Origin of the sequence: Pseudomonas sp. B6002 (assembly GCF_013385985.1) — a bacterium.
Taxonomy (GTDB): domain Bacteria; phylum Pseudomonadota; class Gammaproteobacteria; order Pseudomonadales; family Pseudomonadaceae; genus Aquipseudomonas.
On record NZ_JACAOY010000014.1, the window covers coordinates 96,462 to 116,979 of the forward strand.

Genomic DNA, 20,518 nt, shown 5'->3' on the forward strand with positions numbered 1-20,518 from the left:
CATGACGATCGATTCGCCCGTGCTCACCGCAGTGCAAGCAGGCGTTGCCTGGATCACCCTCAACCGTGGGCCCCAGCGCAATGCGCTCGATATCCCCACCCTCAAGCACCTGCATGCCTTGCTCGACGGCTTCAACGCCGACGCCAGCGTGCGGGTGGTGGTGTTGACCGGCAGTGGCCGCAGCTTCTGCGCCGGTGCCGACCTGGCGGAATGGGCCGATGCCGAAGCCCGTGGCGCCCTGGAAACCTACGGCTGGACCGAAACCGCCCACGCCCTGATGACCCGCTTGCACACCCTCGACAAACCCACGATTGCTGCCATCAACGGCACCGCCGTCGGCGCCGGCATGGACCTGACCCTGTGCTGCGACCTGCGCGTCGCCGCCCAATCGGCACGCTTCAAGGCCGGCTATACCAGCATGGCCTACTCGCCGGACGCCGGTGCCAGCTGGCACTTGCCGCGCCTGATCGGCAGCGAGCACGCCAAGCGCCTGCTCTTCCTGGATGAGCTGTGGAGCGCCGACCGCGCGCTGGCCGCCGGGCTTGTGGGTGAAGTGGTCGCCGATGACCAACTGCAAGCCCACACCCTTGAACTGGCGGCACGCCTGGCCAACGGCCCGACCTTCGCCTTCGCCCAGACCAAGACCCTGATCCGCGAAGGCGCCGACCGCAGCCTGCCCGAGCAATTGCAGGCGGAACTGGCCGCCGGCCTGTTGTGCGGGCGCAGTGCTGATGGTGCCGAAGCCTTGCGCGCCTCGATGGAAAAACGCCTCCCGATTTTCAGCGGCAAATAACAACAACACCTCCGAACAGGTAGCGCCATGAATTTCCAACTCAGCCAAGAACAAGACATGTTGGTGGACGCGGTACGCAGTTTTGTCGCCAAGGAACTGCTGCCCCATGAGGAGGCCGTGGACCGTGCCGACGAGGTCTCGCCAGCGCTGGCCGCACAGATCCGCGACAAGGCGATTGCTGCCGGTTTCTATGCCTTCAACATGCCGGAAGAGGTGGGTGGCGGGGGCCTCGACTACCTGTCCCAGACCTTGATCGAACGCGAGTTGTCGAAGGTGTCGTGGGCGCTGCATGTGTTCGTTGCGCGCCCCTCCAAGATCCTCATGGCCTGCACCGGCGCGCAGATCGAGGACTACTTGTTGCCGTGCATTCGGGGCGAGAAAATCGACTGCTTTGCCCTCACCGAACCGGGGGCCGGCTCTGACGCCAACGCCATCAAGACCCGTGCGGTGCGCAGTGGTGATGACTTTGTGATCAACGGCAGCAAGCACTTTATCAGCCATGCCGGGCACGCCGATTTCGCTATCGTGTTCGCGGTCACCGACACCTACGAGCACAACGGCCGGCAGCGCAATGCCGTGACTTCGTTCCTGGTGGATCGCGGCACGCCGGGCATGACCATCCGCCGTGGCCCCAAGTGCGTGAGCAACCGTGGCTACCACACCTATGAAATGTTCTTCGACGACTGCCGCGTACCCGCGTCAAAGGTGCTGGGCGAAGTGGGCAAGGGCTGGGACGTGGCCAATGCCTGGCTCACGGCCGGCCGTGTGATGGTCGCCGCCAACTGTGTCGGCCAGGCCCAGCGGGCGCTGGATGTGTCGCTGCAATGGGCGGCTGATCGCAAGCAATTCGGCCAGCCGATCGGCACCTATCAGGGTGTGAGTTTCAAGCTGGCCGACATGGCCACGCAAATCCGCGCCGCCGAGCTGTTGACCCTGCACACCGCCTGGAAAATGGACCAGGGCAACATGACCGACGGCGAAGCCGGCATGGCCAAGCTGTTTGCCAGTGAAACCCTGGGCAAGGTCGCCGATGAAGCCGTGCAGATTTTTGGCGGTATGGGCTTGATGGACGAAGGGCCGGTGGAGCGCATTTGGCGCAACGCGCGGATCGAACGGATCTGGGAAGGCACTTCGGAAATCCAGCGCCATATCATCGCCCGCGAACTGTTGCGACCAATGTTGCGCTGATCGGCGCGGAGAACGCTTATGTCCCAGGCTATTCGCGACAACCTCAAGCGCCTGCTGGCGCCCCGGCACCTGGCGTTCGTCGGTGGGCGCAGCATGGCCCGCGCACTCAAGCGCTGCGCCGACGGTGGTTTTGACGGGCCGATGTGGCTGGTCAACCCGCAGCACGACAGCCTTGACGGCATCCCCTGTGTGCGCCGGGTTGCCGATTTGCCTTGCGGCCCGGATGCGGTGTTTATCGCTACCAACCGTGAACTGACACTGACCTGCGTCGCCGAGCTGGCCGCCATCGGCACCGGCGGCGCCATCTGCTACGCCTCCGGGTTTGCCGAAACGGGGGCCAGCGGCGCGGCCCTGCAGCAACAGCTGTTAGCCGCTGCGGGCGACATGGCCTTGCTCGGCCCCAACTGCTACGGCCTGCTCGACTACCTGCACAGCTCGGCGCTGTGGCCGGTGGCCCACGGCGGCAAGGCGGTGGAGAAGGGCGTGGCGGTGCTGACCCAGAGCGGCAACTTCGCCTATAACCTGTCCATGAGCGACCGCTCGTTGCCAGTTGCCTACATGGCGTCGGTGGGCAACCAGGCGCAGCTGGGTGTTGCCGAATTGATGGACGTGTTGCTCGATGAGCCGCGTGTCACTGCCATCGGCCTGCATCTGGAAGGCTTGAAAAATGTGCCGGGCTTTGCCCGTGCGGCGCACAAGGCGCTGGAAAAAGGTATCCCGATCATCGCGTTGAAAACCGGCGTGTCGCAGATTGGTGCCGAGCTGGCTTTGAGTCATACCAGTTCGTTGTCCGGCTCCGATGCGCTGTATGACAGCCTGTTTGCGCGGCTGGGGGTGATTCGCGTGAGCGGGCCGGTGAGTTTTGTCGAGACCCTCAAGGCCGCCGCGTGCGGCAACCTGCCTGCGGGTCATAGCCTGATCGCACTGGCCTGCTCCGGTGGCGATGCCGGGCTGATTGCCGACTACGCCGAGCGCAACCAGCTTACCCTGCCAAAACTCGACGAAGACCAGCGCGGCGAACTGGCTCAGGTGCTGCCCAGCTACGCCAACCTTGTCAACCCGCTGGACTTCACCACCGCCATCTGGGGCGACCGTGAAGCCCTCAACGCCATGCTCGACACAGCGCTGCGCACCGACGCCGACGCGGCCATGCTGGTGCTGGATTACCCAGCTGAATTCACCGGCGAGCGCAAGGAATGCGACCTGTTGCTGGATCTGTTTTGCGACGCCCTGGGCCGCCATGGCAAGACCGGGTTTGTCACCTCGGCGTTTCCTGAACTGTTGCCGCCCCATGCCCGCCAGCGCTTGCATGCCGAGGGCATTGCGGCACTGCAAGGGGTCGAGGATGCACTCGCGGCCTGGGGGCGGATTGCGGCATATCAAACCACCCGCCGTACCTTGCTGGCGCGCGGCGAATCGATCCTTGAGCCGCTCTGCCCGCAAGCACTGGATGGCCACGGACTGGCGCTGGATGAGTGGGCGTCCAAGCAAGCCCTGCGCGCCTTTGGCCTGGCCACGCCAGCCGGGGTATTGAGCACACCGGGGCGGGCCGTGGGCGATGCCGAGTTGCTGGGTTACCCGCTGGTGCTCAAGGCGGTCAGTGCAGATTTGCCGCATAAGACCGAAGCGGGCGCCGTGGCGCTCAACCTCAAGGACGGCGTCGCGCTGACCACGGCGCTGTCGCTGATGCGTGAGCACATCGCCGCGTATGCACCGACGGTGGTGTTTGACCAGTTGCTGCTGGAGTCCATGGCCACACCACCGTTGGCCGAGCTGATCGTGGGCATCAAGCGTGAAAACGATTTCGGCCTGGCCCTGGTTATCGGCGCGGGCGGCATCCTTGTGGAACTGCTCAAGGACAGTCGCAGCCTGTTGCTGCCCACCACCGATGATGCAATCCGCAACGCCGTGCTCAGCCTGCGCAGTGCGACCCTGCTGCAAGGCTTTCGCGGGCGAGACAGGGCGGACATGGAAAGCGTGGTCGCAGCGATCCGTGCGGTGGCCGATTACGCCTGTGCCAACGCCGGGCGCTTGCTGGAGCTGGATGTGAACCCACTGCTGGTCAGCGCCCACGGCGCCACGGCGGTCGATGCGTTGATCCGCCTGGGAGGTGAACATGTTTGATAAGACGATGACGGGCGGCCAGGCCTTGGTACGGTTGCTGGCCAACTACGGCGTCGACACGGTCTTCGGCATTCCCGGAGTTCACACCCTGGAGCTGTACCGGGGCCTGCCTGGCAGTGGCATTCGCCATGTGCTCACGCGCCACGAACAAGGCGCCGGCTTCATGGCCGACGGCTATGCGCGGGTCAGCGGCAAGCCGGGGGTGTGCTTCGTGATCACCGGCCCCGGCGTGACCAATGCGGCCACGGCCATCGGCCAGGCCTATGCCGATTCGATTCCGATGCTGGTGATCTCCAGCGTCAACAGCACCGCCAGCCTCGGCAAGGGGTGGGGCATTCTGCATGAAACCCAGGACCAGCGGGCGATCACGGCACCGATCACCGCATTTTCGGCGGTGGCGTTGAGCGCCGAAGATTTACCTGAACTGGTCGCCCGGGCCTATGCGGTGTTCGACAGCGAACGGCCGCGCCCGGTGCACATCTCGGTGCCGCTGGATGTGTTGGCAGCGCCGATCAAGCGCGACTGGAGCAGCGAGGTGGTCCGTCGCCCGGGGCGTGGTTTGCCGTCGGTTGACGCGCTGGAGTTGGCAGTGGCCAAGCTCGCGGCGGCCAAGCGGCCGATGATCATAGCCGGTGGCGGCGCGCTGGCCGCCGGTGAAGCCTTGCAGCGTTTGAGCACACAATTGGCCGCGCCGTTTTTCACCAGCGTGGCGGGCAAGGGCCTGTTGCCGATCAATGACCCGCTGAATGCCGGTTCGACCCTCTGCGTGGAACCCGGCTGGCAACTGATCAGCGAGGCAGATGTGGTGCTGGCGGTCGGCACGGAAATGGCCGACACCGATTACTGGCGCGAGCGCTTACCGCTCACCGGCGAGCTGTTGCGGGTGGATATCGACCCGCGCAAGTTCAATGATTTCTATCCCTGCGCGGTGGCGTTGCGCGGCGATGCCCAGCAAACGGTGCAGGCGTTGCTGGAGCATTTGCCGACGGCATTGCGTGACCCCGCCGAGGCGGTTGAAAAAGTCGCGGCACTGCTCCAGGCCGTCGAGCTTGGGCATGGCCCGTTGCAGTCGATTCACCAGGCCATCCTCGACCGCATCGCGGCCGAACTGCCGGCCAACGCCTTCATCAGCAGCGACATGACCCAACTGGCCTACACCGGCAACTACGCCTACCAGAGCCGTGCGCCACGCAGCTGGTTGCACCCCACGGGCTACGGCACCCTCGGCTATGGTTTGCCGGCCGGCATCGGCGCCAAGTTCGGCGCGCCGCAGCGGCCGGGCCTGGTGCTGGTGGGCGATGGTGGTTTTCTCTACACCGCCCAGGAATTGGCCACCGCCGTCGAAGAACTGGACAGCCCGCTGGTGGTGCTGCTGTGGAACAACGACGCCTTGGGCCAGATTCGCGATGACATGCTGAACCTCGACATCGAACCCATCGGCGTGTTGCCGCGTAACCCGGATTTTGCGCTGTTCGCCCAGGCGTTCGGCTGCACCGTGAACCAGCCACACAACCTGGATGAATTGCAGACGGATTTGCGCAATGGTTTCAAACGCAATGGCGTGACCTTGATCGAGCTGAAACATGCCTATGCCTGTTGACCTTTAGAGGAACAAGACCATGAGCGAAAACAACAACAAAATGACTCAAGCGATGCACCGACGGGATTTCCTCAAGCACAGCGCCGTGGCCGGTGCAGTGGCTGCTGCGTTCTCCATGGGCTTGCCGTTGCCGGCTTTTGCCGCTGATGCCACCCCCAAGCCCGGTGGCGTGCTGCGCCTGGGCCTGGCCGGGGGCAGCACCACCGACTCTCGCGACCCCGGCTCCTGGGTCGATACCTTCACCTTCGTCGGCTTCTCGGCGGTGTACAACACGCTGACTGAAATTGCCGTCGACGGCACCGCCATCCCTGAGCTGGCCGAGCGGTTCGAGTCCACCCCGGATGCGCGGGTGTGGACCTTCACCCTGCGCCAGGGCGTGACGTTCCATAACGGCAAAAGCCTGACCGCCGAAGACGTGGTGGTGTCGATCAATCACCACCTGAGCAAAGACTCCACCTCGGCGGCCAAGACCGTGCTCGGCGATGTCGCCAGCGTCAGCGCCAAGGGCAACGACACGGTGGTGTTCGAGCTGCATTCGGGCAACGCCGACTTTGCCTATGTGGTCGCCGATTACCACCTGGTGATCATGCCCGCCAAGGACGGCGTGGCCGACTGGCAAGCCGGTATGGGCACCAGCGGGTATCGCCTGAAGAGCTTCGAGCCCGGCGTGCGCATGGACCTGGAGCGCAACCCCGACTACTGGAAACCGGACCGCGCACACTTCGCCAGCGCCGAGCTGTTGGCCATTGCCGACGGCGCGGCACGGGTCAACGCGTTGGTCACCGGGCAAGTGGACGTGATCAACAAGGTCGACCTGAAGACCGTGGCGCTGCTCAAGCGCAACCCCAATCTGGTGATCGAGGAAACCAAAGGCGCCCAGCACTACACCTTCCCGATGTTGTGCGACAGCAACGAGTTCAAGAACAACGATATCCGCATGGCGATGAAGCATGCGATCAACCGCGAAAGCTTGCTGGCGTCGGTGCTGTACGGCTATGGCCTGGTGGGCAACGATCACCCGATCCAGCCCGGCAGCCGCTTCATTAATGCGGCGTTGGAGCAGCGCACCTACGACCCGGACAAGTCGCGCTTCTACCTGCGCAAGGCCGGCGTGGAATCGCTCAAGGTGCGCCTGCAAGCGTCCGATGCGGCCTACACCGGCGCGGTAGATGCCTCGGTGTTGTTCAAGGAGCAGGCGCGTCAGGCCGGTATTGATATCGACGTGGTGCGCGAGCCGGCCGATGGGTTCTTCTCCAATGTGTGGATGAAGCAACCGTTCACCACCTCGTTCTGGTACAGCAGCCTGACCGCCGACCGTATGTTCAGCATCGGCTACGCCAAGGGCGCGGCGTGGAATGAAACCCATTGGGACAACCCGCGCTTCAACCAATTGCTCACCGCTGCGCGTGGTGAGATGAACGCCCCGCTGCGCCAGGAGATGTACAACGAAATGCAGACCCTGTGCCGGGACGACGGCGGCGCGATTGTGCCGTTGTTTGCCAGCTCCGTGGCGGCACGTTCGAACCGCGTGGCCCATGGCGCGCAGACCGCGCCGTATGGTGAGTTGGATGGGCTGCGCCTGATTGAGCGGTGGTGGCAGGCCTGAGTTCAACGACGAACACCTGTAGGAGCCGGCTTGCCGGCGATGGCTGCCTTGAGAGTGCCAGAGATGCCACTGGCCCTATCGCTGGCAAGCCAGCTCCTACAGGTAGCGGTGGTGTTTTTGAACGTGTGCCCAGTCAAGGAATCGCACGATGAATAGCTTGTTGAAACTGGTCCTCCAACGCCTGGCCCTCGGCCTGCTCTCATTGTTCGCCGTCTCGGTGATCATCTTTCTCGCCGTGGGCATGCTGCCCGGTGACATCGCCCAGGCCATGCTCGGCCAGTCCGCCACGCCGGAAACCGTGGCGGCGTTTCGGGCGCAGTTGGGCCTGGACCTGCCGCCACTCACGCGTTTTGCGCAATGGCTGCTGCGTCTGTTGCACGGCGACCTGGGTGCTTCGCTGGCCAATCAGCGACCCATCGCCGATTTGATCGGCGCGCGCCTGGGCAACACCTTGAGCCTGGCCGCGCTGGCGGCGTTGGTCTCGGTGCCCACCGCGCTGGTGCTGGGCATGCTGGCGGCGCTGTACCGCAACAGCTGGTTCGACCGCCTGCTCAATACCTCGGCGCTCAGCGCGGTGTCGTTCCCGGAGTTCTTTGTCGCCTACCTGCTGATCCTGGTGTTCTCGGTGAAACTCGGCTGGTTCCCCAGCCTGTCCAACCTGGCGCCGGACGCCACCCTGGGCACGATCCTGGAACGCTCGGTGTTGCCGGTTGCCACCCTGAGCCTGGTGGTGATCGCGCAGATGATGCGCATGACCCGTGCTTCGCTGATCAACCTGCTGGCCAGCCCGTACATCGAGATGGCGCGCCTGAAGGGCATCAGCCAGTCGCGGATTATCTGGAAGCACGCCTTGCCCAACGCGCTGGCGCCCATCGTCAACGTGATCGCGCTGAACCTGGCGTACCTGGTGGTGGGGGTGGTGGTGGTCGAAGTGGTGTTCGTCTACCCGGGCCTGGGCCAGTTGCTGGTGGACTCGGTGTCCAAGCGCGACATCCCGGTGGTACAGGCGTGCAGCCTGATCTTTGCCGCGACTTACATCCTGCTCAATACCGGGGCGGACGTGTTGTCCATCGCCAGCAACCCACGCCTGATGCATCCGAAGGGGTAGACCATGAGTCTGTTGAGCCAAGTGGCACGGGCGCCATTGAGCGCCAAGTTCGGCCTGCTGATCATTGTGATGTACATCGTGGTGGCGGTGTTTGCGCCATTGCTCGCGCCCTATGGTGAAACCCAGGTGGTGGGTGAGGGCTTCGCGCCCTGGAGCGGCCAGTTCCTGCTGGGCACCGATAACCTGGGGCGCGACATGTTCAGCCGCCTGGTTTACGGCGCGCGCAACACCTTGGGCATCGCTTTTCTGACCACCACCCTCGCGTTTTTGCTGGGGGGCTTGAGTGGCCTGGTAGCGGCCATCAAAGGTGGCTGGATCGACCAGGGCCTGTCGCGGGTGGTGGACGTGCTGATGGCGATCCCGCAGCTGATTTTCGCGCTGTTGATCCTCAGCGTGGTCGGCACCAACGCCACCTCGTTAGTGCTGGTGATTGCCTTGCTGGATTCGACGCGGGTGTTTCGCCTGTCCCGTGCCGTGGCGATGACCGTGGTGGTGCAGGACTTCGTCGAGGCCGCCCGCCTGCGCGGCGAGGGCCTGTGGTGGCTGGTCACCCGCGAGGTGTTGCCCAATGCGGCCGCGCCGTTGATTGCCGAATTCGGCCTGCGCTTCTGCTTTGTCTTTCTGTTTATCAGTGCGCTGTCATTCCTCGGCCTGGGCATTCAACCGCCGACCGCCGACTGGGGCAGCATGGTACGTGACAACGCGGTGCTGATTACCTTCGGCGACATCAGCCCGTTGCTCCCGGCGCTGGCCGTGGCATTGATCACGGTGAGTGTGAATTTCGTCGTCGACTGGATGCTGCATAAATCCAGCGGCCTGAAGGAGTGTTGAGGATGGACACGCCATTGCTGGAAATCCGCAACCTGCAGGTCGAAGGGCATTACGAAGACGCATGGCACCCGCTGATCAAGGGCATCGACCTGACCTTGCAGCGTGGTGAGGTGTTGGGGTTGATCGGTGAGTCGGGGGCGGGCAAGTCCACCCTTGGCCTAGCCGCGATGGGCTATGCGCGGGATGGCTGCCGCATCACCGGTGGCTCGGTGTGTTTTGATGGCATCGAGCTGCTGCAGGCCAAGCCTGAAACCCTGCGCAAGCTGCGCGGCCTGCGCATCGCCTATGTGGCGCAGAGCGCGGCGGCGTCGTTCAACCCGGCCCATCGGCTGATCGACCAGCATGTGGAAACCGCGGTGATCAATGGCGGCATCAGCCGTGCCCAGGCTGAACGCGAGGCGGTGGAATTGTATCGCGTGCTGCGCCTGCCCAACCCGGAAACCATTGGCCAGCGTTACCCCCATCAAGTCTCGGGCGGGCAGTTGCAACGGGTGATGACGGCGATGGCCATGGCCTGTCACCCGGACCTGATCATCTTCGACGAACCCACCACGGCCCTCGATGTCACCACCCAGATCGAAGTGTTGGCGGCGATCCGCGATGCGGTGAAAACTTTCGGCAGCGCCGCGCTGTACATCAGCCATGACCTGGCGGTGGTGGCGCAGATGGCCGACCGCATCATGGTGTTGCGCCACGGCAAGCTGGTGGAGGAAGCCGACACCCGTAGCATGCTCAGCCAGCCGCAAGAGGATTACACCAAGTCGCTGTGGGCGGTGCGCAGTTTCCGCACTGAGCCCAAGGCCTGCCCGACGCAGCAGGTGCCGTTGCTGGAGGTGCGCCAGGCGTGCGCCAGTTATGGGCATCAGCCGGTGCTGCATGAGGTGTCGATGAAGCTGTATCGCGGCCAGACCCTGGCGGTGATCGGCGAGTCCGGCAGCGGCAAAAGCTCCACGGCGCGGTTGATCACCGGTTTGTTGCCGGCCACGGCGGGGCAGGTGGTGTACGACGGCGAGGCGCTGCCGGTGGATTTTCGGCGGCGTAGCAAGGAGCAGCTGCGGCGCATCCAGATGATCTACCAGATCCCGGATACCGCGCTGAACCCGCGCCAGCGCATCGTCGACATCATCGGCCGCCCGCTCACGTTTTACCTGGGGCTCAAGGGCAAGGCCATGCGTGCTCGTGTAGCCGAGCTGCTGGAGATGATCGAGCTGGACCCGGCGGTGTTCATGGAGCGTCAGCCACGGGAGTTGTCCGGTGGGCAGAAGCAACGCATCTGCATCGCCCGCGCCCTGGCGGCTGACCCGCAACTGATCATCTGCGACGAAGTCACCTCGGCCCTTGATCAGTTGGTAGCCGAAGGCGTGTTGAAGCTGCTTAACCGGATCCAGCAGCAACTCGGCGTGGCCTACCTGTTTATCACCCATGACGTCGCCACCGTGCGCGCCATCGCCGACGAGGTGGTGGTGATGCAGCGGGGCAGGGTGGTGGACCACGGCAGCCGCAGTGCGATTTTCACCCCGCCGTACCAGGACTACACCGGCCTGCTGTTCTCATCGGAGCCGGAAATGGACCCCGACTGGCTCGACCACCTGCTGGCCCAACGGGCGGCCCACACTGTTTGAGGAACTCCCATGAAGGTTTTGATTGTTCACGCTCACCCTGAACCGCAGTCATTCACTGCCGCTCTGCGCGATAAGGCCATTGCCACGCTGCAAGGCCAGGGGCATGAGGTGCAGGTCAGCGACTTGTATACCATGCACTGGAACCCGGTGGCGTCGGCGGCGGACTTTTCGTCGCGGGAAAACCCTGACTACCTGGTGTACGCGCTGGAGCAGCGGCTGGGGGTGAAAAAGCAGTCGATTGCGGCGGATATTCAGGCCGAGCTGGACAAGCTGTTATGGGCGGACCTGCTGATCCTCAACTTCCCGATCTTCTGGTTCTCGGCGCCGGCGATGCTCAAGGGCTGGATTGACCGGGTGCTGGTGTCTGGGGTGTGTTATGGCGGCAAGCGCTTTTACGATCAGGGCGGGTTGGCGGGCAAGCGGGCGCTGGTCACGGTGACCCTGGGCGGGCGTGAGCATATGTTCGGGGACGGTGCGATACATGGGCCGCTGGAAGACATGCTGCGCCCGATACTGCGGGGGACGCTGGCGTATGTGGGCTATGACGTGCTGGCGCCGTTTGTGGCCTGGCATGTGCCGTACATCAGTGATGAGGCGCGGCGGGACTTTCTGGTGACGTATGAACAGCGGCTGCAAGGGCTGGCGGATGAGCAGCCCTTGGTGTTTCCGAAGTTGGCGCAGTTTGATGAGGCGTTGTATCCCCGGCCTTGAGTTCACTGTGGGTCAAATGTGGGAGCTGGCTTGCCTGCGATGGCGACCTGTCAGGCTACGCATCTGTAGCTGATGTACCGCTATCGCAGGCAAGCCAGCTCCCACATTTTTGATCTTCACATGTCAGAGGTTTCGGTGCTGTGTGCGCGAAGACGCTCCGCCGCACTGCGCAACAGCTGCTCAGTCCCCGCCCAACCCAGGCAACCATCGGTCACCGACACACCGTATTTCATCGACGCGCTCAACGGCTGGCAGCCTTCGAACAGGTGGCTTTCAATCATCATGCCGATGAGCGAAGTGTCGCCTTGCAGGCGTTGCTCCAGTACGTCATTGAAAACCGCCGGCTGACGCAGCGGGTCCTTGCCACTGTTGGCATGGCTGCAGTCGACCATGATCCGTGCCGCCACCTTGGACTTGGCCAGGTCCTGTTTCACTTGGGCCACGCTCTGGGCGTCGTAGTTCGGCCCACGGTGACCGCCGCGTAGCACCAGGTGGGTGTCGGGGTTGCCCGGGGTCTGGATGATCGCCGGGTGGCCCTGGCTGTCGACGCCGAAATGGCGGTGCGGGTGGGATGCCGAGCGCATCGCGTCACAGGCAATCGCGACGCCGCCATCGGTGCCGTTCTTGAAGCCCACGGGCATGCCCAGGCCGCTGGCCATTTCACGGTGGATCTGGGACTCGGTGGTGCGTGCACCAATCGCCACCCAACTGAGCAGGTCGTCGAAGTAGCCGGCGGCCATGGGTTGCAGCAGTTCGGTGGCCACCGGCAGGCCCAGGCGCAGCATTTCGCGCATCAGTTCGCGCGACAGCGTGAGGCCGGCGGCCATGTCGTCGCTGCCGTCCAGGTGCGGGTCGTAGGCCAGGCCTTTCCAGCCGACGGTGGTGCGCGGTTTTTCGACGTAGGCGCGGATCACCAGCAGCATCTGGTCGCTGACGTCGAGTGCGAGTTTCTTCAGGTTGCGCGCGTATTCCATGGCCGACTCGGGGTCGTGGATCGAGCACGGGCCGACAATCACCAGCAAACGTGAATCTTCGCCATTGAGGATGGCGCGCACGGCTTGGCGATGGGCGTGGACTTGTTCATTGAGGAACGGGCTGAGGGGCAGCTGGTGCTTGAGCTCGAGGGAGCTGGGCAGGCGTTGGGTCAGCGCTTCGTTGGCGCTGGACAGGTTGGCAACAGGCAGAGCGGCGGTGGCAGAGTTCATATTCAAGGCTTCCTGGGCAAGCGGCGGGCTGTTCCCGCACGCTCGGCCCTACTGGGGTGTTCGACAATTGGCCGTATCGGCGACGTGTGTTGGTTTGCCACCAATAGGTGACCGATCGGAGGCGGCAGGCTGTCCCGAACGGAGCTTGCTAAATCGCCATGCAGTGCTGGTGTCGTAGCGGTAATAGGTGGCGTAGTTCATGTCGTGATTCCTTTAAATGTTCTTCAAAAAAGTTAAGGGCCTGAAAAAACAAAACCCCCGGTCGGGGAGCCGACCGGGGGTTAGATTTCTCTGGCAGGCGACCCCTTGAGTAGTGGCCGCCGATTTCAGGTATCAGGCGCGCCAGTGGCTAAACCAATACCCAAAATAAAAGCTTACAGCTGCGCTCGAACCGTTCACGCGGGTAGCCGATACCGAACGCGGGGCGCTGGCAGCAGGGCAAACCTGAGTGTGGGTGAGTTGCAACATGTTATGTCTCCAAATGATGGGGGTGAGCTTACTAGAGGCACGCAGGAGGATTCAATCGGTAATTTCTATCGCGCAGGGGTACTGACGGCTATCGGTCGGGATATGCTGATAACACTTTGATACCGATTGCTTGGACGCGACCATGACTGCCTTGACCCTTGCTGCTGCTCAATCTGCCTCCATCGCCGGCGACGTGCCCGCCAATATCCAGCGGCATCTGCGATTGATGCACGCCGCCGCCGAGTATGGCGTGCAGGTATTGGTGTTCCCGGAATTGTCGCTGACCGGGTATGAGCCGTCGCTGGCGGCCGACCTGGCGGTTGCCCCGGATGACGCGGTGCTGGCGCCGCTGCGGGAAATGGCGCGGGAGTTGCGAATGACGGCGGTGGTGGGGATGCCGATCCGCCTGGCACCTGAGGGCGGCGTGTTGATTGGCGCATTGGTGTTGGGGGCGGACGGCTCCCTGGCGGTCTACACCAAGCAGCACCTGCATCCGGGTGAGGAAGTGGCGTTTATTCCGGGGCAAGGCGGTGAAGCGCTCGAACGGGGCAGTGACCGTATTGCGCTGGCGGTATGTGCAGACTTTTCCCACGTCAGCCATCCACACCAGGCGGCTGAATCGGGGGCCACGGTGTATGCCGCAGGTGTACTGATCAGCGAAGGCGGTTATGCCAATGACAGCGCGCTGCTTCAGGGATACGCCGCCGAGCATGGCTTGGTGGTGTTGATGGCCAACCATGGTGGCCCCTCGGGTGGCTACGTGTGTGCCGGTCGCAGTGCCATCTGGTCGGTTGATGGCAGTTTGCTCGCATCCGCCCCCGGCGTTGGCGACGCCTTGGTGATCGCCCGCCGTGAGGACGTGCAGTGGGCTGGCCAAGTGGTCGTCCTCTAGCCATGGCGTTTCACCTTCGAGCAGCGACAGATGAGGATCGTGTGTTTGCGCGAAAGCTCACCCGCGAAGCCATGAGCCGCTACTACCTTCAATATGGGTTGTTGTGGTCTGACGATGGTTTCGACGTCGCTTGGGCGGGGCGCGAGAACTGGCTGATTTGCAACGATGACACGGTGATGGGCTTTATCAGCCTGAGTCGTGACAGCCGGGCGCTGTATATTCGCGAGCTGCATATGCTGGAGAGCTGTCGCAAACACGGCGCGGGCAGTTGGGTGCTCGAACAGATGGCGCTCAAGGCCCAGGCGCAGGGGCTTTTGCGCTTGACGGTGTTCAAGACCAATCCAGCGAGAAGACTGTACCAGCGGCTGGGTTTGAGCATCGTTGGAGAGGAAGATTGTTTCTGGCGCATGGAGCGCGAATGTCCTCGTGTTCCGGAGGCGTAGCGCATTGGCGCCAGGGTAAAGTTGACCTTTTGCTCAGCATAAGAGGCCGGCTGCGAGTCGGCGATGGCCGAAATCGCACGCAAACTCTATATATATGACGCTTGCAGCTAGGTCTGTACCTTGGTTTTTTGCTAAGGTGTTCAGCAACCTATAAGACCATATCGCGAGGTGTCTGCTTGATTAGGGTGCTAGTAGTCGATGACCATGATCTCGTTCGTACAGGCATTACACGAATGCTGGCTGACATCGATGGCCTGCAAGTAGTCGGCCAGGCTGAGTCGGGGGAGGAGTCCCTGATCAAGGCCCGGGAGTTGAAACCCGATGTGGTTTTGATGGACGTCAAGATGCCTGGGATCGGCGGTCTTGGTGCCACTACCAAATTGTTGCGCAGCCATCCGGACATCAAAGTCGTGGTGGTGACCGTGTGCGAGGAAGACCCGTTTCCTACACGCCTTCTACAGGCAGGTGCGGCGGGTTACCTGACCAAGGGCGCAGGCCTGGCAGAGATGGTGCAAGCCATTCGCCTGGTATTTGCCGGCCAACGGTACATCAGCCCGCAGATTGCCCAGCAATTGGCCATTAAATCGTTCCAGCCCACCAGTGACTCGCCGTTTGATGCGCTGTCGGAGCGGGAAATCCAGATCGCCCTGATGATCGTCGGTTGCCAGAAGGTGCAGACGATCTCCGACAAGCTGTGCCTGTCGCCCAAAACCGTCAACACCTACCGCTATCGTATTTTCGAGAAGCTCGCCATCAGCAGTGATGTTGAATTGACCCTGCTCGCGGTACGCCACGGCATGGTGGACGCCAGCGCCTGACATGACCACACCGTTTGATCCGAGTGCCTTCCTCTCAACCTGCAGTGGCCGCCCTGGCGTGTACCGCATGTTCGACAGCGAGGCACGCCTGCTTTATGTCGGCAAAGCCAAGAACCTGAAGAACCGCCTGGCGAGCTACTTTCGCAAGACCGGTCTTGCGCCGAAGACCGCCGCCTTGGTGGCGCGTATCGCGCAGGTCGAGACCACCATCACCGCCAATGAAACCGAGGCGCTGCTGCTTGAGCAGACGCTGATCAAGGAATGGCGGCCGCCCTATAACATCCTGCTGCGCGACGACAAATCCTACCCTTACGTGTATTTGTCCGACGGCAACTTCCCGCGCTTGAGCATTCACCGGGGCGCCAAGAAGCTCAAGGGCAAGTATTTCGGCCCGTACCCCAGCGCCGGAGCGATCCGCGAAAGCCTGAGCCTGCTGCAAAAGACTTTTTTTGTGCGCCAGTGCGAAGACAGCTTCTACAAGAACCGCACCCGGCCTTGCCTGCAATACCAGATCAAGCGCTGCAAGGCGCCGTGCGTAGGCCTGGTTGAGCCGGCGGAGTACGCCGAGGATGTGCGCCATTCGGTGATGTTTCTCGAAGGTCGCAGCAATGCGCTCACCGATGAGCTGTCGGGGGCCATGGAGCAGGCGGCCAGTACGCTGGATTTCGAGCGGGCAGCAGAACTGCGCGACCAGATCTCCTTGCTGCGCCGAGTCCAGGACCAGCAGAGCATGGAAGGCGGCACCGGAGACGTCGACGTGATCGCAGCCTTCGTGAACCCGGGCGGCGCCTGTGTGCACCTGATCAGCGTGCGCGGCGGGCGAGTGCTGGGCAGCAAGAACTTCTTCCCGCAGACCGGTATCGACGAAGACGTGGCCGAAGTCATGGCTGCGTTCCTCGGCCAGTACTACGTCAGCAGCCCCGAGCGCGACCTGCCGTCGGAGCTGATCGTCAACGTGGTGCATGAAGACTTCCCCACCTTGATCGAGGCGATCCACGAACTGCGTGGCCGCGAACTGGACATCAGCCACCGCGTGCGCGGCACCCGCGCCCGCTGGCAGCAACTGGCGGTGACCAACGCCGAACAGGCCCTGGGCGCGCGGCTGGCCAACCGGCAGCACGTCGCCGCGCGCTTCGACGCCCTGGCCGAAGTGCTCAACCTGGACGAACCACCGCAGCGCCTGGAGTGCTACGACATCAGCCACTCCAGCGGCGAGGCCACGGTGGCCTCCTGCGTGGTGTTCGGGCCGGAAGGGCCGATCAAGGCCGACTACCGGCGCTACAACATTGAAGGTGTGACGGCGGGCGATGACTACGCCGCCATGCACCAGGCGCTGACTCGGCGCTTCAGCAAGCTGAAGGACGGGGAGGGCAAGCTCCCCGACATCCTGCTGGTGGACGGTGGCAAGGGCCAGTTGTCCATGGCCCGTGACGTGCTCAACGAACTGGCCGTGCCCGACCTGATCCTGCTCGGCGTGGCCAAGGGCGCCACGCGCAAGGCCGGTTTCGAAACGTTGTACTTGAATGATGCCGCCCATGAGTTCACTTTGAAGGGCGACTCACCGGCGCTGCATTTGATCCAGCAGATCCGCGACGAAGCCCACCGCTTCGCCATTACCGGCCACCGCGCCCGACGTGGCAAAACCCGGCGAACCTCAACCCTGGAAGGGGTGGCGGGGGTAGGGCCGACACGGCGGCGTGACTTGCTTAAACATTTTGGTGGCTTGCAGGAGCTATCCCGTGCCAGCATTGACGAAATAGCCAAAGCACCCGGTATCAGTAAAAAGCTCGCTGAGTTGATTTATGCCAATCTGCACAGCGAATAGAATGCCTTTCCACCTCGTAGCCAGTTGTGCCGATGAATATCCCTAATCTGATCACCGTTCTACGCGTCCTGCTTATTCCGATTTTCATTTTGCTGTTCTATTTGCCTTACGAATGGAGCTATGCCGCCTCCAGTTCGGTCTTTGCATTTGCCGCGGCGACCGATTGGCTCGACGGCTACCTGGCACGCCGCCTGGAGCAGAGCACGCCGTTCGGTGCGTTCCTGGACCCGGTGGCCGACAAACTCATGGTCGCTGTCGCCCTGGTGTTGCTGGTGCAGGAACACGGCAACCTGTGGTTGACCCTGCCGGCTGCCGTGATCATCGGCCGCGAGATCGTCGTCTCGGCCCTGCGCGAATGGATGGCCGAAATCGGCGCCCGCGCCCACGTGGCCGTGTCCAACCTGGGCAAGTGGAAAACCGCTGCGCAAATGCTGGCACTGGTGATCCTGCTGGCCAACCCGTCGGACTTCTCCTTCTGGGTCCTGATTGGCTACGCGCTGCTGCTGATCGCGGCCGGCCTGACACTGTGGTCCATGCTCCAATATCTGCGCGCTGCCTGGCCTCACCTGCGCACCACCGTTGAAAAGAAATAAAACTTTTTTGAATCAAGCGGTTGACGAGTTCTGAGATTTCTATAGAATGCGCATCACCAAGCGGGAATAGCTCAGTTGGTAGAGCACGACCTTGCCAAGGTCGGGGTCGCGAGTTCGAGTCTCGTTTCCCGCTCCAAGCATTACGAAAAAAGCCACTCTAACGAGTGGCTTTTTTTTGCCTGCGATTTATGGAAGGAGACGCTTTGGCGTCTTTTTTTGTTTTCGTGGAAATCTCTGACACACAGCGCGCATCGGCCTCAAGCGTTCACGCCACCATCGACCAGCAAACCTGCACCGGTGATCTGCCGGGCGCCAGGGCCGGCAAGGAAGGTGACCGCCGCCGCAACGTCTTCGCTGGTGCCGTAGTGGCCCAGCGCGATGCCGGCCTTGCTCGCAGCCGCTTTCTCGCTGTCGGCGGGGTTCATGTCGGTGTCGGTGGGGCCTGGGTGAACAATATTGACCGTAATGCCGCGCGGCCCTAGGTCGCGGGCCAGGCCTTGGGTGAAGGCGATCAGTGCGGATTTGCTCATGGAGTAAATGCTCAGGCCGGCTGCGGGAACCTGCTCGGCCAGGCAACTGCCCAGGTTGATGATACGACCGCCGTCCGGCAGGTGCGCCAAGGCAGCCTGGCTGGCGAGGATGACGGACTTGATGTTGACGTCGATCACCGCATCAAGCGTGGCCAAGTTCAGGGTTTCCAGCGTGCCGTACTGAAAAATGCCGGCGTTGTTGACCAGTATGTCCAACCCGCCGAGCGCCTCTGCAGCCTGGTCTACCGAGTTCTTCACCGCTTGCGCGTCGGCGCTGTCGGCCTGCAAGGCGAAGGCCTTGCGCCCGGCCGCCTTGATTTGTGCCACAACGGCTTCAGCCTTTTCCCGCGAGCGTTCGTAAGTAATCACCACGTCGGCCCCTTCTGCTGCCAGTGCCAGTGCAATCGCCTTGCCGATACCACGGCTTGCGCCCGTTACCAGGGCGCGTTTTCCGTTGAGAGTGGTCATGTGAACTGCCTTTCTGTGTTGATCGTTATATAAATATGCTGAGGTTGTTCCAGGGCTGTCAATCAATTACTGTGGTGATCGATACAGAAATAGGAGTTATCCATGTCTACCCGAGGTCGTCCACGCAATTTCGACCGTGATCAAGCGCTTGATGCCGCGATGACGCTGTTCTGGGAAAAAGGCTACAGCGCAACGTCGATTTCAGAGCTGTGCAGCGCGATGGACATCGGCTCCCCAAGCCTGTACGCCGCGTTCACCAGCAAGGAGGCGCTGTACGTCGAGGCGGTGACGCGCTATCGGGAGGTCGTCACCCCGTCGATCTGGAAACCGGTGTATGAGGTTTCGCCTGTGCGTGAGGCGGTTGAGCAGTTCCTGATGGAGTCCGCTGACGTGCTCACATTGAAAGGCCGGCCGGGTGGCTGCATGGTGACCCTGTCAAATGTCGGCAGTGAAGGGCCGCAATCCCTTGGCTGCTGGGTACAGGATCTGCGTCAAACAGGCGTGATGAAACTTGAAGAGCGAATCGCCGAGGCTGTTACCGAGGGAGAGTTGCCCGCCGACACCGATGTTCAGACCTTCGCCAGGTTCATCATTGGCGTACAGCAGGGCATGTCGGTGCAGGCTCGGGATGGGGCCTCTCGCGAAAGTTTGCAGCACGTGGTGCGGTTGGCGATGACGGTCTGGCCAGTGTGTATTGAAGGCTGAGCTAAGGTACAGGGCGCCGGCAATTTTTTTTAACAGGCAGGCTCTTCACGACTGAGTTGTATGAACCGGGAGCGTTTCAGCCATGGACAAAAAAATGAATGATTTAGACATTGCAGAAATCCCTTATGAGAGTGGAGTGATTCATTTCAGATACTCCCGCTACCTGGCAAACGATGGTAGCCGCTGGGTTCGCCACGGACTGTTCAGGGCCTTCCATGAAAATGGCAGCCTGGCTTCAGAGGGGACTTATGTAGACGGCGTCGAACAGGGAAATTGGATTGACTATCACGAAAACGGTGCAGTCGCCGCGAAAGGAGCTTATGACAAGGGACTGGAAGTAGGAGAGTGGGCGTTCTGGGGCGCTGATGGGATGCGGCAGTGTTGACGGTGTGATTGCAGTACATACGGTCTGGTTAAGTTGATGTGATCAAAAGCAATCTGGCGTTAGCGTTGGTTTCCTGTGATTTTCTAAAGGGATTTGGATATGAGCACTCAACTTGATAGCGCCCTGCACGAGCAAATAAAACAGCATTCACGCGTGGGTGACGCGTTGGCTGAACAAGGAAGGTACGAGGCTGCAATCGCCGAATACAACACTGCGTGGCAGTGGGTGCCTGAGCCAAAAAACGACTGGGAAGCTTCAACCTGGATTCTGGCGGCAATAGCCGACGCCTGTTTTCTGTCGGGCTACAAGGGGTCTGCGCGTGATGCGTTGCAGTATGCGATGACCTGTCCTGGTGCCATCGGTAACCCCTTTCTGCACCTGCGGCTTGGGCAGGTTTATCTCGATGAAGGGCAAGAGGACCGTGCGGCAGACGAGTTGATGCGGGCCTACATGGGCGCTGGAGCAGACATTTTTGCCAATGAAAGTCCGCACTACTTCAACTTTCTAAAAACACGCGCCACTTTGTAAACAAGTACACCCCGCCCCCATCCTGTAGTGAGCGGACTCGCCCCGCGCCGCGGTGTACCTGACGCCCAAGGTTCA

At 62.2% G+C, this 20,518-nt stretch carries 19 protein-coding genes and 1 tRNA gene; 18 read left to right on the top strand and 2 right to left on the bottom strand.

Features of this window, described 5'->3' with window-relative positions; translation table 11 throughout:
- The first annotated feature begins 1 nt into the window (after nt 1).
- The 9 genes from HX792_RS19395 (at nt 2) to HX792_RS19435 (ending at nt 11,583) form a co-directional block, all read left to right on the top strand.
- Complete coding sequence (locus HX792_RS19395; RefSeq protein ID WP_176997596.1) at nt 2-793, top strand: enoyl-CoA hydratase/isomerase family protein; 792 nt, start codon at nt 2-4, stop codon at nt 791-793.
- A 27-nt stretch (nt 794-820) separates the two neighbouring features.
- Nucleotides 821-1,981, top strand: a complete 1,161-nt coding sequence (locus HX792_RS19400; protein ID WP_176997597.1) for an acyl-CoA dehydrogenase family protein — start codon at nt 821-823, stop codon at nt 1,979-1,981.
- Between the two features lie 18 nt (nt 1,982-1,999).
- Entirely contained in the window at nt 2,000-4,105 is a 2,106-nt protein-coding gene (locus HX792_RS19405) for an acetate--CoA ligase family protein (RefSeq protein WP_176997598.1), read from the top strand.
- Nucleotides 4,098-5,705, top strand: coding sequence for a 5-guanidino-2-oxopentanoate decarboxylase (locus HX792_RS19410; RefSeq protein WP_176997599.1), 1,608 nt, complete (start codon nt 4,098-4,100; stop codon nt 5,703-5,705). Before HX792_RS19405 ends, HX792_RS19410 begins: the two co-directional genes overlap by 8 nt.
- 19 nt (nt 5,706-5,724) lie before the next feature.
- Complete coding sequence (locus tag HX792_RS19415; protein WP_176997600.1) at nt 5,725-7,311, top strand: ABC transporter substrate-binding protein; 1,587 nt, start codon at nt 5,725-5,727, stop codon at nt 7,309-7,311.
- A 148-nt stretch (nt 7,312-7,459) separates the two neighbouring features.
- The gene (locus tag HX792_RS19420; protein ID WP_176997601.1) at nt 7,460-8,419 is read left to right on the top strand and encodes an ABC transporter permease; all 960 of its coding nucleotides are present in this window, start codon (nt 7,460-7,462) and stop codon (nt 8,417-8,419) included.
- Nucleotides 8,420-8,422: 3 nt separating this feature from the next.
- Complete coding sequence (locus HX792_RS19425; RefSeq protein ID WP_176997602.1) at nt 8,423-9,250, top strand: ABC transporter permease; 828 nt, start codon at nt 8,423-8,425, stop codon at nt 9,248-9,250.
- A 2-nt stretch (nt 9,251-9,252) separates the two neighbouring features.
- The gene (locus HX792_RS19430) at nt 9,253-10,872 is read left to right on the top strand and encodes an ABC transporter ATP-binding protein (RefSeq protein ID WP_176997603.1); all 1,620 of its coding nucleotides are present in this window, start codon (nt 9,253-9,255) and stop codon (nt 10,870-10,872) included.
- A gap of 9 nt (nt 10,873-10,881) precedes the next feature.
- On the top strand, nt 10,882-11,583 hold the full coding sequence (locus tag HX792_RS19435; RefSeq protein WP_176997604.1) for an NAD(P)H-dependent oxidoreductase: 702 nt from the start codon (nt 10,882-10,884) through the stop codon (nt 11,581-11,583).
- 116 nt (nt 11,584-11,699) lie between these two features.
- Here HX792_RS19435 and HX792_RS19440 read toward each other — a convergent pair whose 3' ends face one another.
- Complete coding sequence (locus HX792_RS19440) at nt 11,700-12,788, bottom strand: 3-deoxy-7-phosphoheptulonate synthase (RefSeq protein WP_176997605.1); 1,089 nt, start codon at nt 12,786-12,788, stop codon at nt 11,700-11,702.
- Nucleotides 12,789-13,398: 610 nt separating this feature from the next.
- On the opposite strand from HX792_RS19440, the gene HX792_RS19445 reads away from it, so the two are divergent.
- From HX792_RS19445 to HX792_RS19470, 6 genes are all read left to right on the top strand, one after another.
- A complete protein-coding gene (locus HX792_RS19445) occupies nt 13,399-14,148 on the top strand; it encodes a carbon-nitrogen hydrolase family protein (protein WP_176997606.1) in 750 nt (249 codons plus the stop codon).
- 2 nt (nt 14,149-14,150) lie between these two features.
- Nucleotides 14,151-14,591: a GNAT family N-acetyltransferase gene (locus tag HX792_RS19450; RefSeq protein WP_176997607.1), complete on the top strand. Its 441-nt coding sequence runs from the start codon at nt 14,151-14,153 to the stop codon at nt 14,589-14,591.
- A 176-nt stretch (nt 14,592-14,767) separates the two neighbouring features.
- Complete coding sequence (gene uvrY / locus HX792_RS19455) at nt 14,768-15,409, top strand: UvrY/SirA/GacA family response regulator transcription factor (protein ID WP_003190387.1); 642 nt, start codon at nt 14,768-14,770, stop codon at nt 15,407-15,409.
- A 1-nt stretch (nt 15,410) separates the two neighbouring features.
- Complete coding sequence (gene uvrC, locus HX792_RS19460; RefSeq protein WP_176997608.1) at nt 15,411-17,234, top strand: excinuclease ABC subunit UvrC; 1,824 nt, start codon at nt 15,411-15,413, stop codon at nt 17,232-17,234.
- Between the two features lie 32 nt (nt 17,235-17,266).
- Nucleotides 17,267-17,827 (top strand): CDP-diacylglycerol--glycerol-3-phosphate 3-phosphatidyltransferase, encoded by a 561-nt coding sequence (pgsA, locus tag HX792_RS19465; protein WP_105700203.1) that lies wholly within the window; start codon nt 17,267-17,269, stop codon nt 17,825-17,827.
- A gap of 60 nt (nt 17,828-17,887) precedes the next feature.
- Nucleotides 17,888-17,963 (top strand) — tRNA-Gly (locus HX792_RS19470).
- Between the two features lie 121 nt (nt 17,964-18,084).
- Here the strand turns inward: HX792_RS19470 and HX792_RS19475 are convergent.
- Nucleotides 18,085-18,825 carry a 3-oxoacyl-ACP reductase family protein gene (locus tag HX792_RS19475; protein WP_176997609.1) on the bottom strand — a complete coding sequence of 247 codons (741 nt, stop codon included), beginning with the start codon at nt 18,823-18,825 and terminating at the stop codon, nt 18,085-18,087.
- 102 nt (nt 18,826-18,927) lie between these two features.
- Between HX792_RS19475 and HX792_RS19480 the strand changes: the two genes are divergently transcribed.
- From HX792_RS19480 to HX792_RS19490, 3 genes are all read left to right on the top strand, one after another.
- Complete coding sequence (locus HX792_RS19480) at nt 18,928-19,530, top strand: TetR/AcrR family transcriptional regulator (RefSeq protein ID WP_176997610.1); 603 nt, start codon at nt 18,928-18,930, stop codon at nt 19,528-19,530.
- Nucleotides 19,531-19,612: 82 nt separating this feature from the next.
- Nucleotides 19,613-19,915 carry a toxin-antitoxin system YwqK family antitoxin gene (locus HX792_RS19485; protein WP_176997611.1) on the top strand — a complete coding sequence of 101 codons (303 nt, stop codon included), beginning with the start codon at nt 19,613-19,615 and terminating at the stop codon, nt 19,913-19,915.
- Between the two features lie 99 nt (nt 19,916-20,014).
- Nucleotides 20,015-20,443, top strand: coding sequence for a tetratricopeptide repeat protein (locus tag HX792_RS19490; protein WP_176997612.1), 429 nt, complete (start codon nt 20,015-20,017; stop codon nt 20,441-20,443).
- Nucleotides 20,444-20,518: the final 75 nt, after the last annotated feature.

Excerpts from the sequence above, each read along its gene's own strand:
- HX792_RS19485 (WP_176997611.1), top strand. The coding sequence starts at position 19,613 with ATGGACAAAAAAATGAATGATTTAGACATTGCAGAAATCCCTTATGAG.
- HX792_RS19420 (WP_176997601.1), top strand. The coding sequence starts at position 7,460 with ATGAATAGCTTGTTGAAACTGGTCCTCCAACGCCTGGCCCTCGGCCTG.
- HX792_RS19395 (WP_176997596.1), top strand. The coding sequence starts at position 2 with ATGACGATCGATTCGCCCGTGCTCACCGCAGTGCAAGCAGGCGTTGCC.
- HX792_RS19415 (WP_176997600.1), top strand. The coding sequence starts at position 5,725 with ATGAGCGAAAACAACAACAAAATGACTCAAGCGATGCACCGACGGGAT.
- HX792_RS19450 (WP_176997607.1), top strand. The coding sequence starts at position 14,151 with ATGGCGTTTCACCTTCGAGCAGCGACAGATGAGGATCGTGTGTTTGCG.
- HX792_RS19410 (WP_176997599.1), top strand. The coding sequence starts at position 4,098 with ATGTTTGATAAGACGATGACGGGCGGCCAGGCCTTGGTACGGTTGCTG.
- HX792_RS19490 (WP_176997612.1), top strand. The coding sequence starts at position 20,015 with ATGAGCACTCAACTTGATAGCGCCCTGCACGAGCAAATAAAACAGCAT.
- HX792_RS19440 (WP_176997605.1), bottom strand. The coding sequence starts at position 12,788 with ATGAACTCTGCCACCGCCGCTCTGCCTGTTGCCAACCTGTCCAGCGCC.
- HX792_RS19405 (WP_176997598.1), top strand. The coding sequence starts at position 2,000 with ATGTCCCAGGCTATTCGCGACAACCTCAAGCGCCTGCTGGCGCCCCGG.
- HX792_RS19400 (WP_176997597.1), top strand. The coding sequence starts at position 821 with ATGAATTTCCAACTCAGCCAAGAACAAGACATGTTGGTGGACGCGGTA.
- pgsA (WP_105700203.1), top strand. The coding sequence starts at position 17,267 with ATGAATATCCCTAATCTGATCACCGTTCTACGCGTCCTGCTTATTCCG.
- HX792_RS19445 (WP_176997606.1), top strand. The coding sequence starts at position 13,399 with ATGACTGCCTTGACCCTTGCTGCTGCTCAATCTGCCTCCATCGCCGGC.
- HX792_RS19475 (WP_176997609.1), bottom strand. The coding sequence starts at position 18,825 with ATGACCACTCTCAACGGAAAACGCGCCCTGGTAACGGGCGCAAGCCGT.
- HX792_RS19430 (WP_176997603.1), top strand. The coding sequence starts at position 9,253 with ATGGACACGCCATTGCTGGAAATCCGCAACCTGCAGGTCGAAGGGCAT.
- HX792_RS19480 (WP_176997610.1), top strand. The coding sequence starts at position 18,928 with ATGTCTACCCGAGGTCGTCCACGCAATTTCGACCGTGATCAAGCGCTT.
- uvrC (WP_176997608.1), top strand. The coding sequence starts at position 15,411 with ATGACCACACCGTTTGATCCGAGTGCCTTCCTCTCAACCTGCAGTGGC.
- HX792_RS19435 (WP_176997604.1), top strand. The coding sequence starts at position 10,882 with ATGAAGGTTTTGATTGTTCACGCTCACCCTGAACCGCAGTCATTCACT.
- HX792_RS19425 (WP_176997602.1), top strand. The coding sequence starts at position 8,423 with ATGAGTCTGTTGAGCCAAGTGGCACGGGCGCCATTGAGCGCCAAGTTC.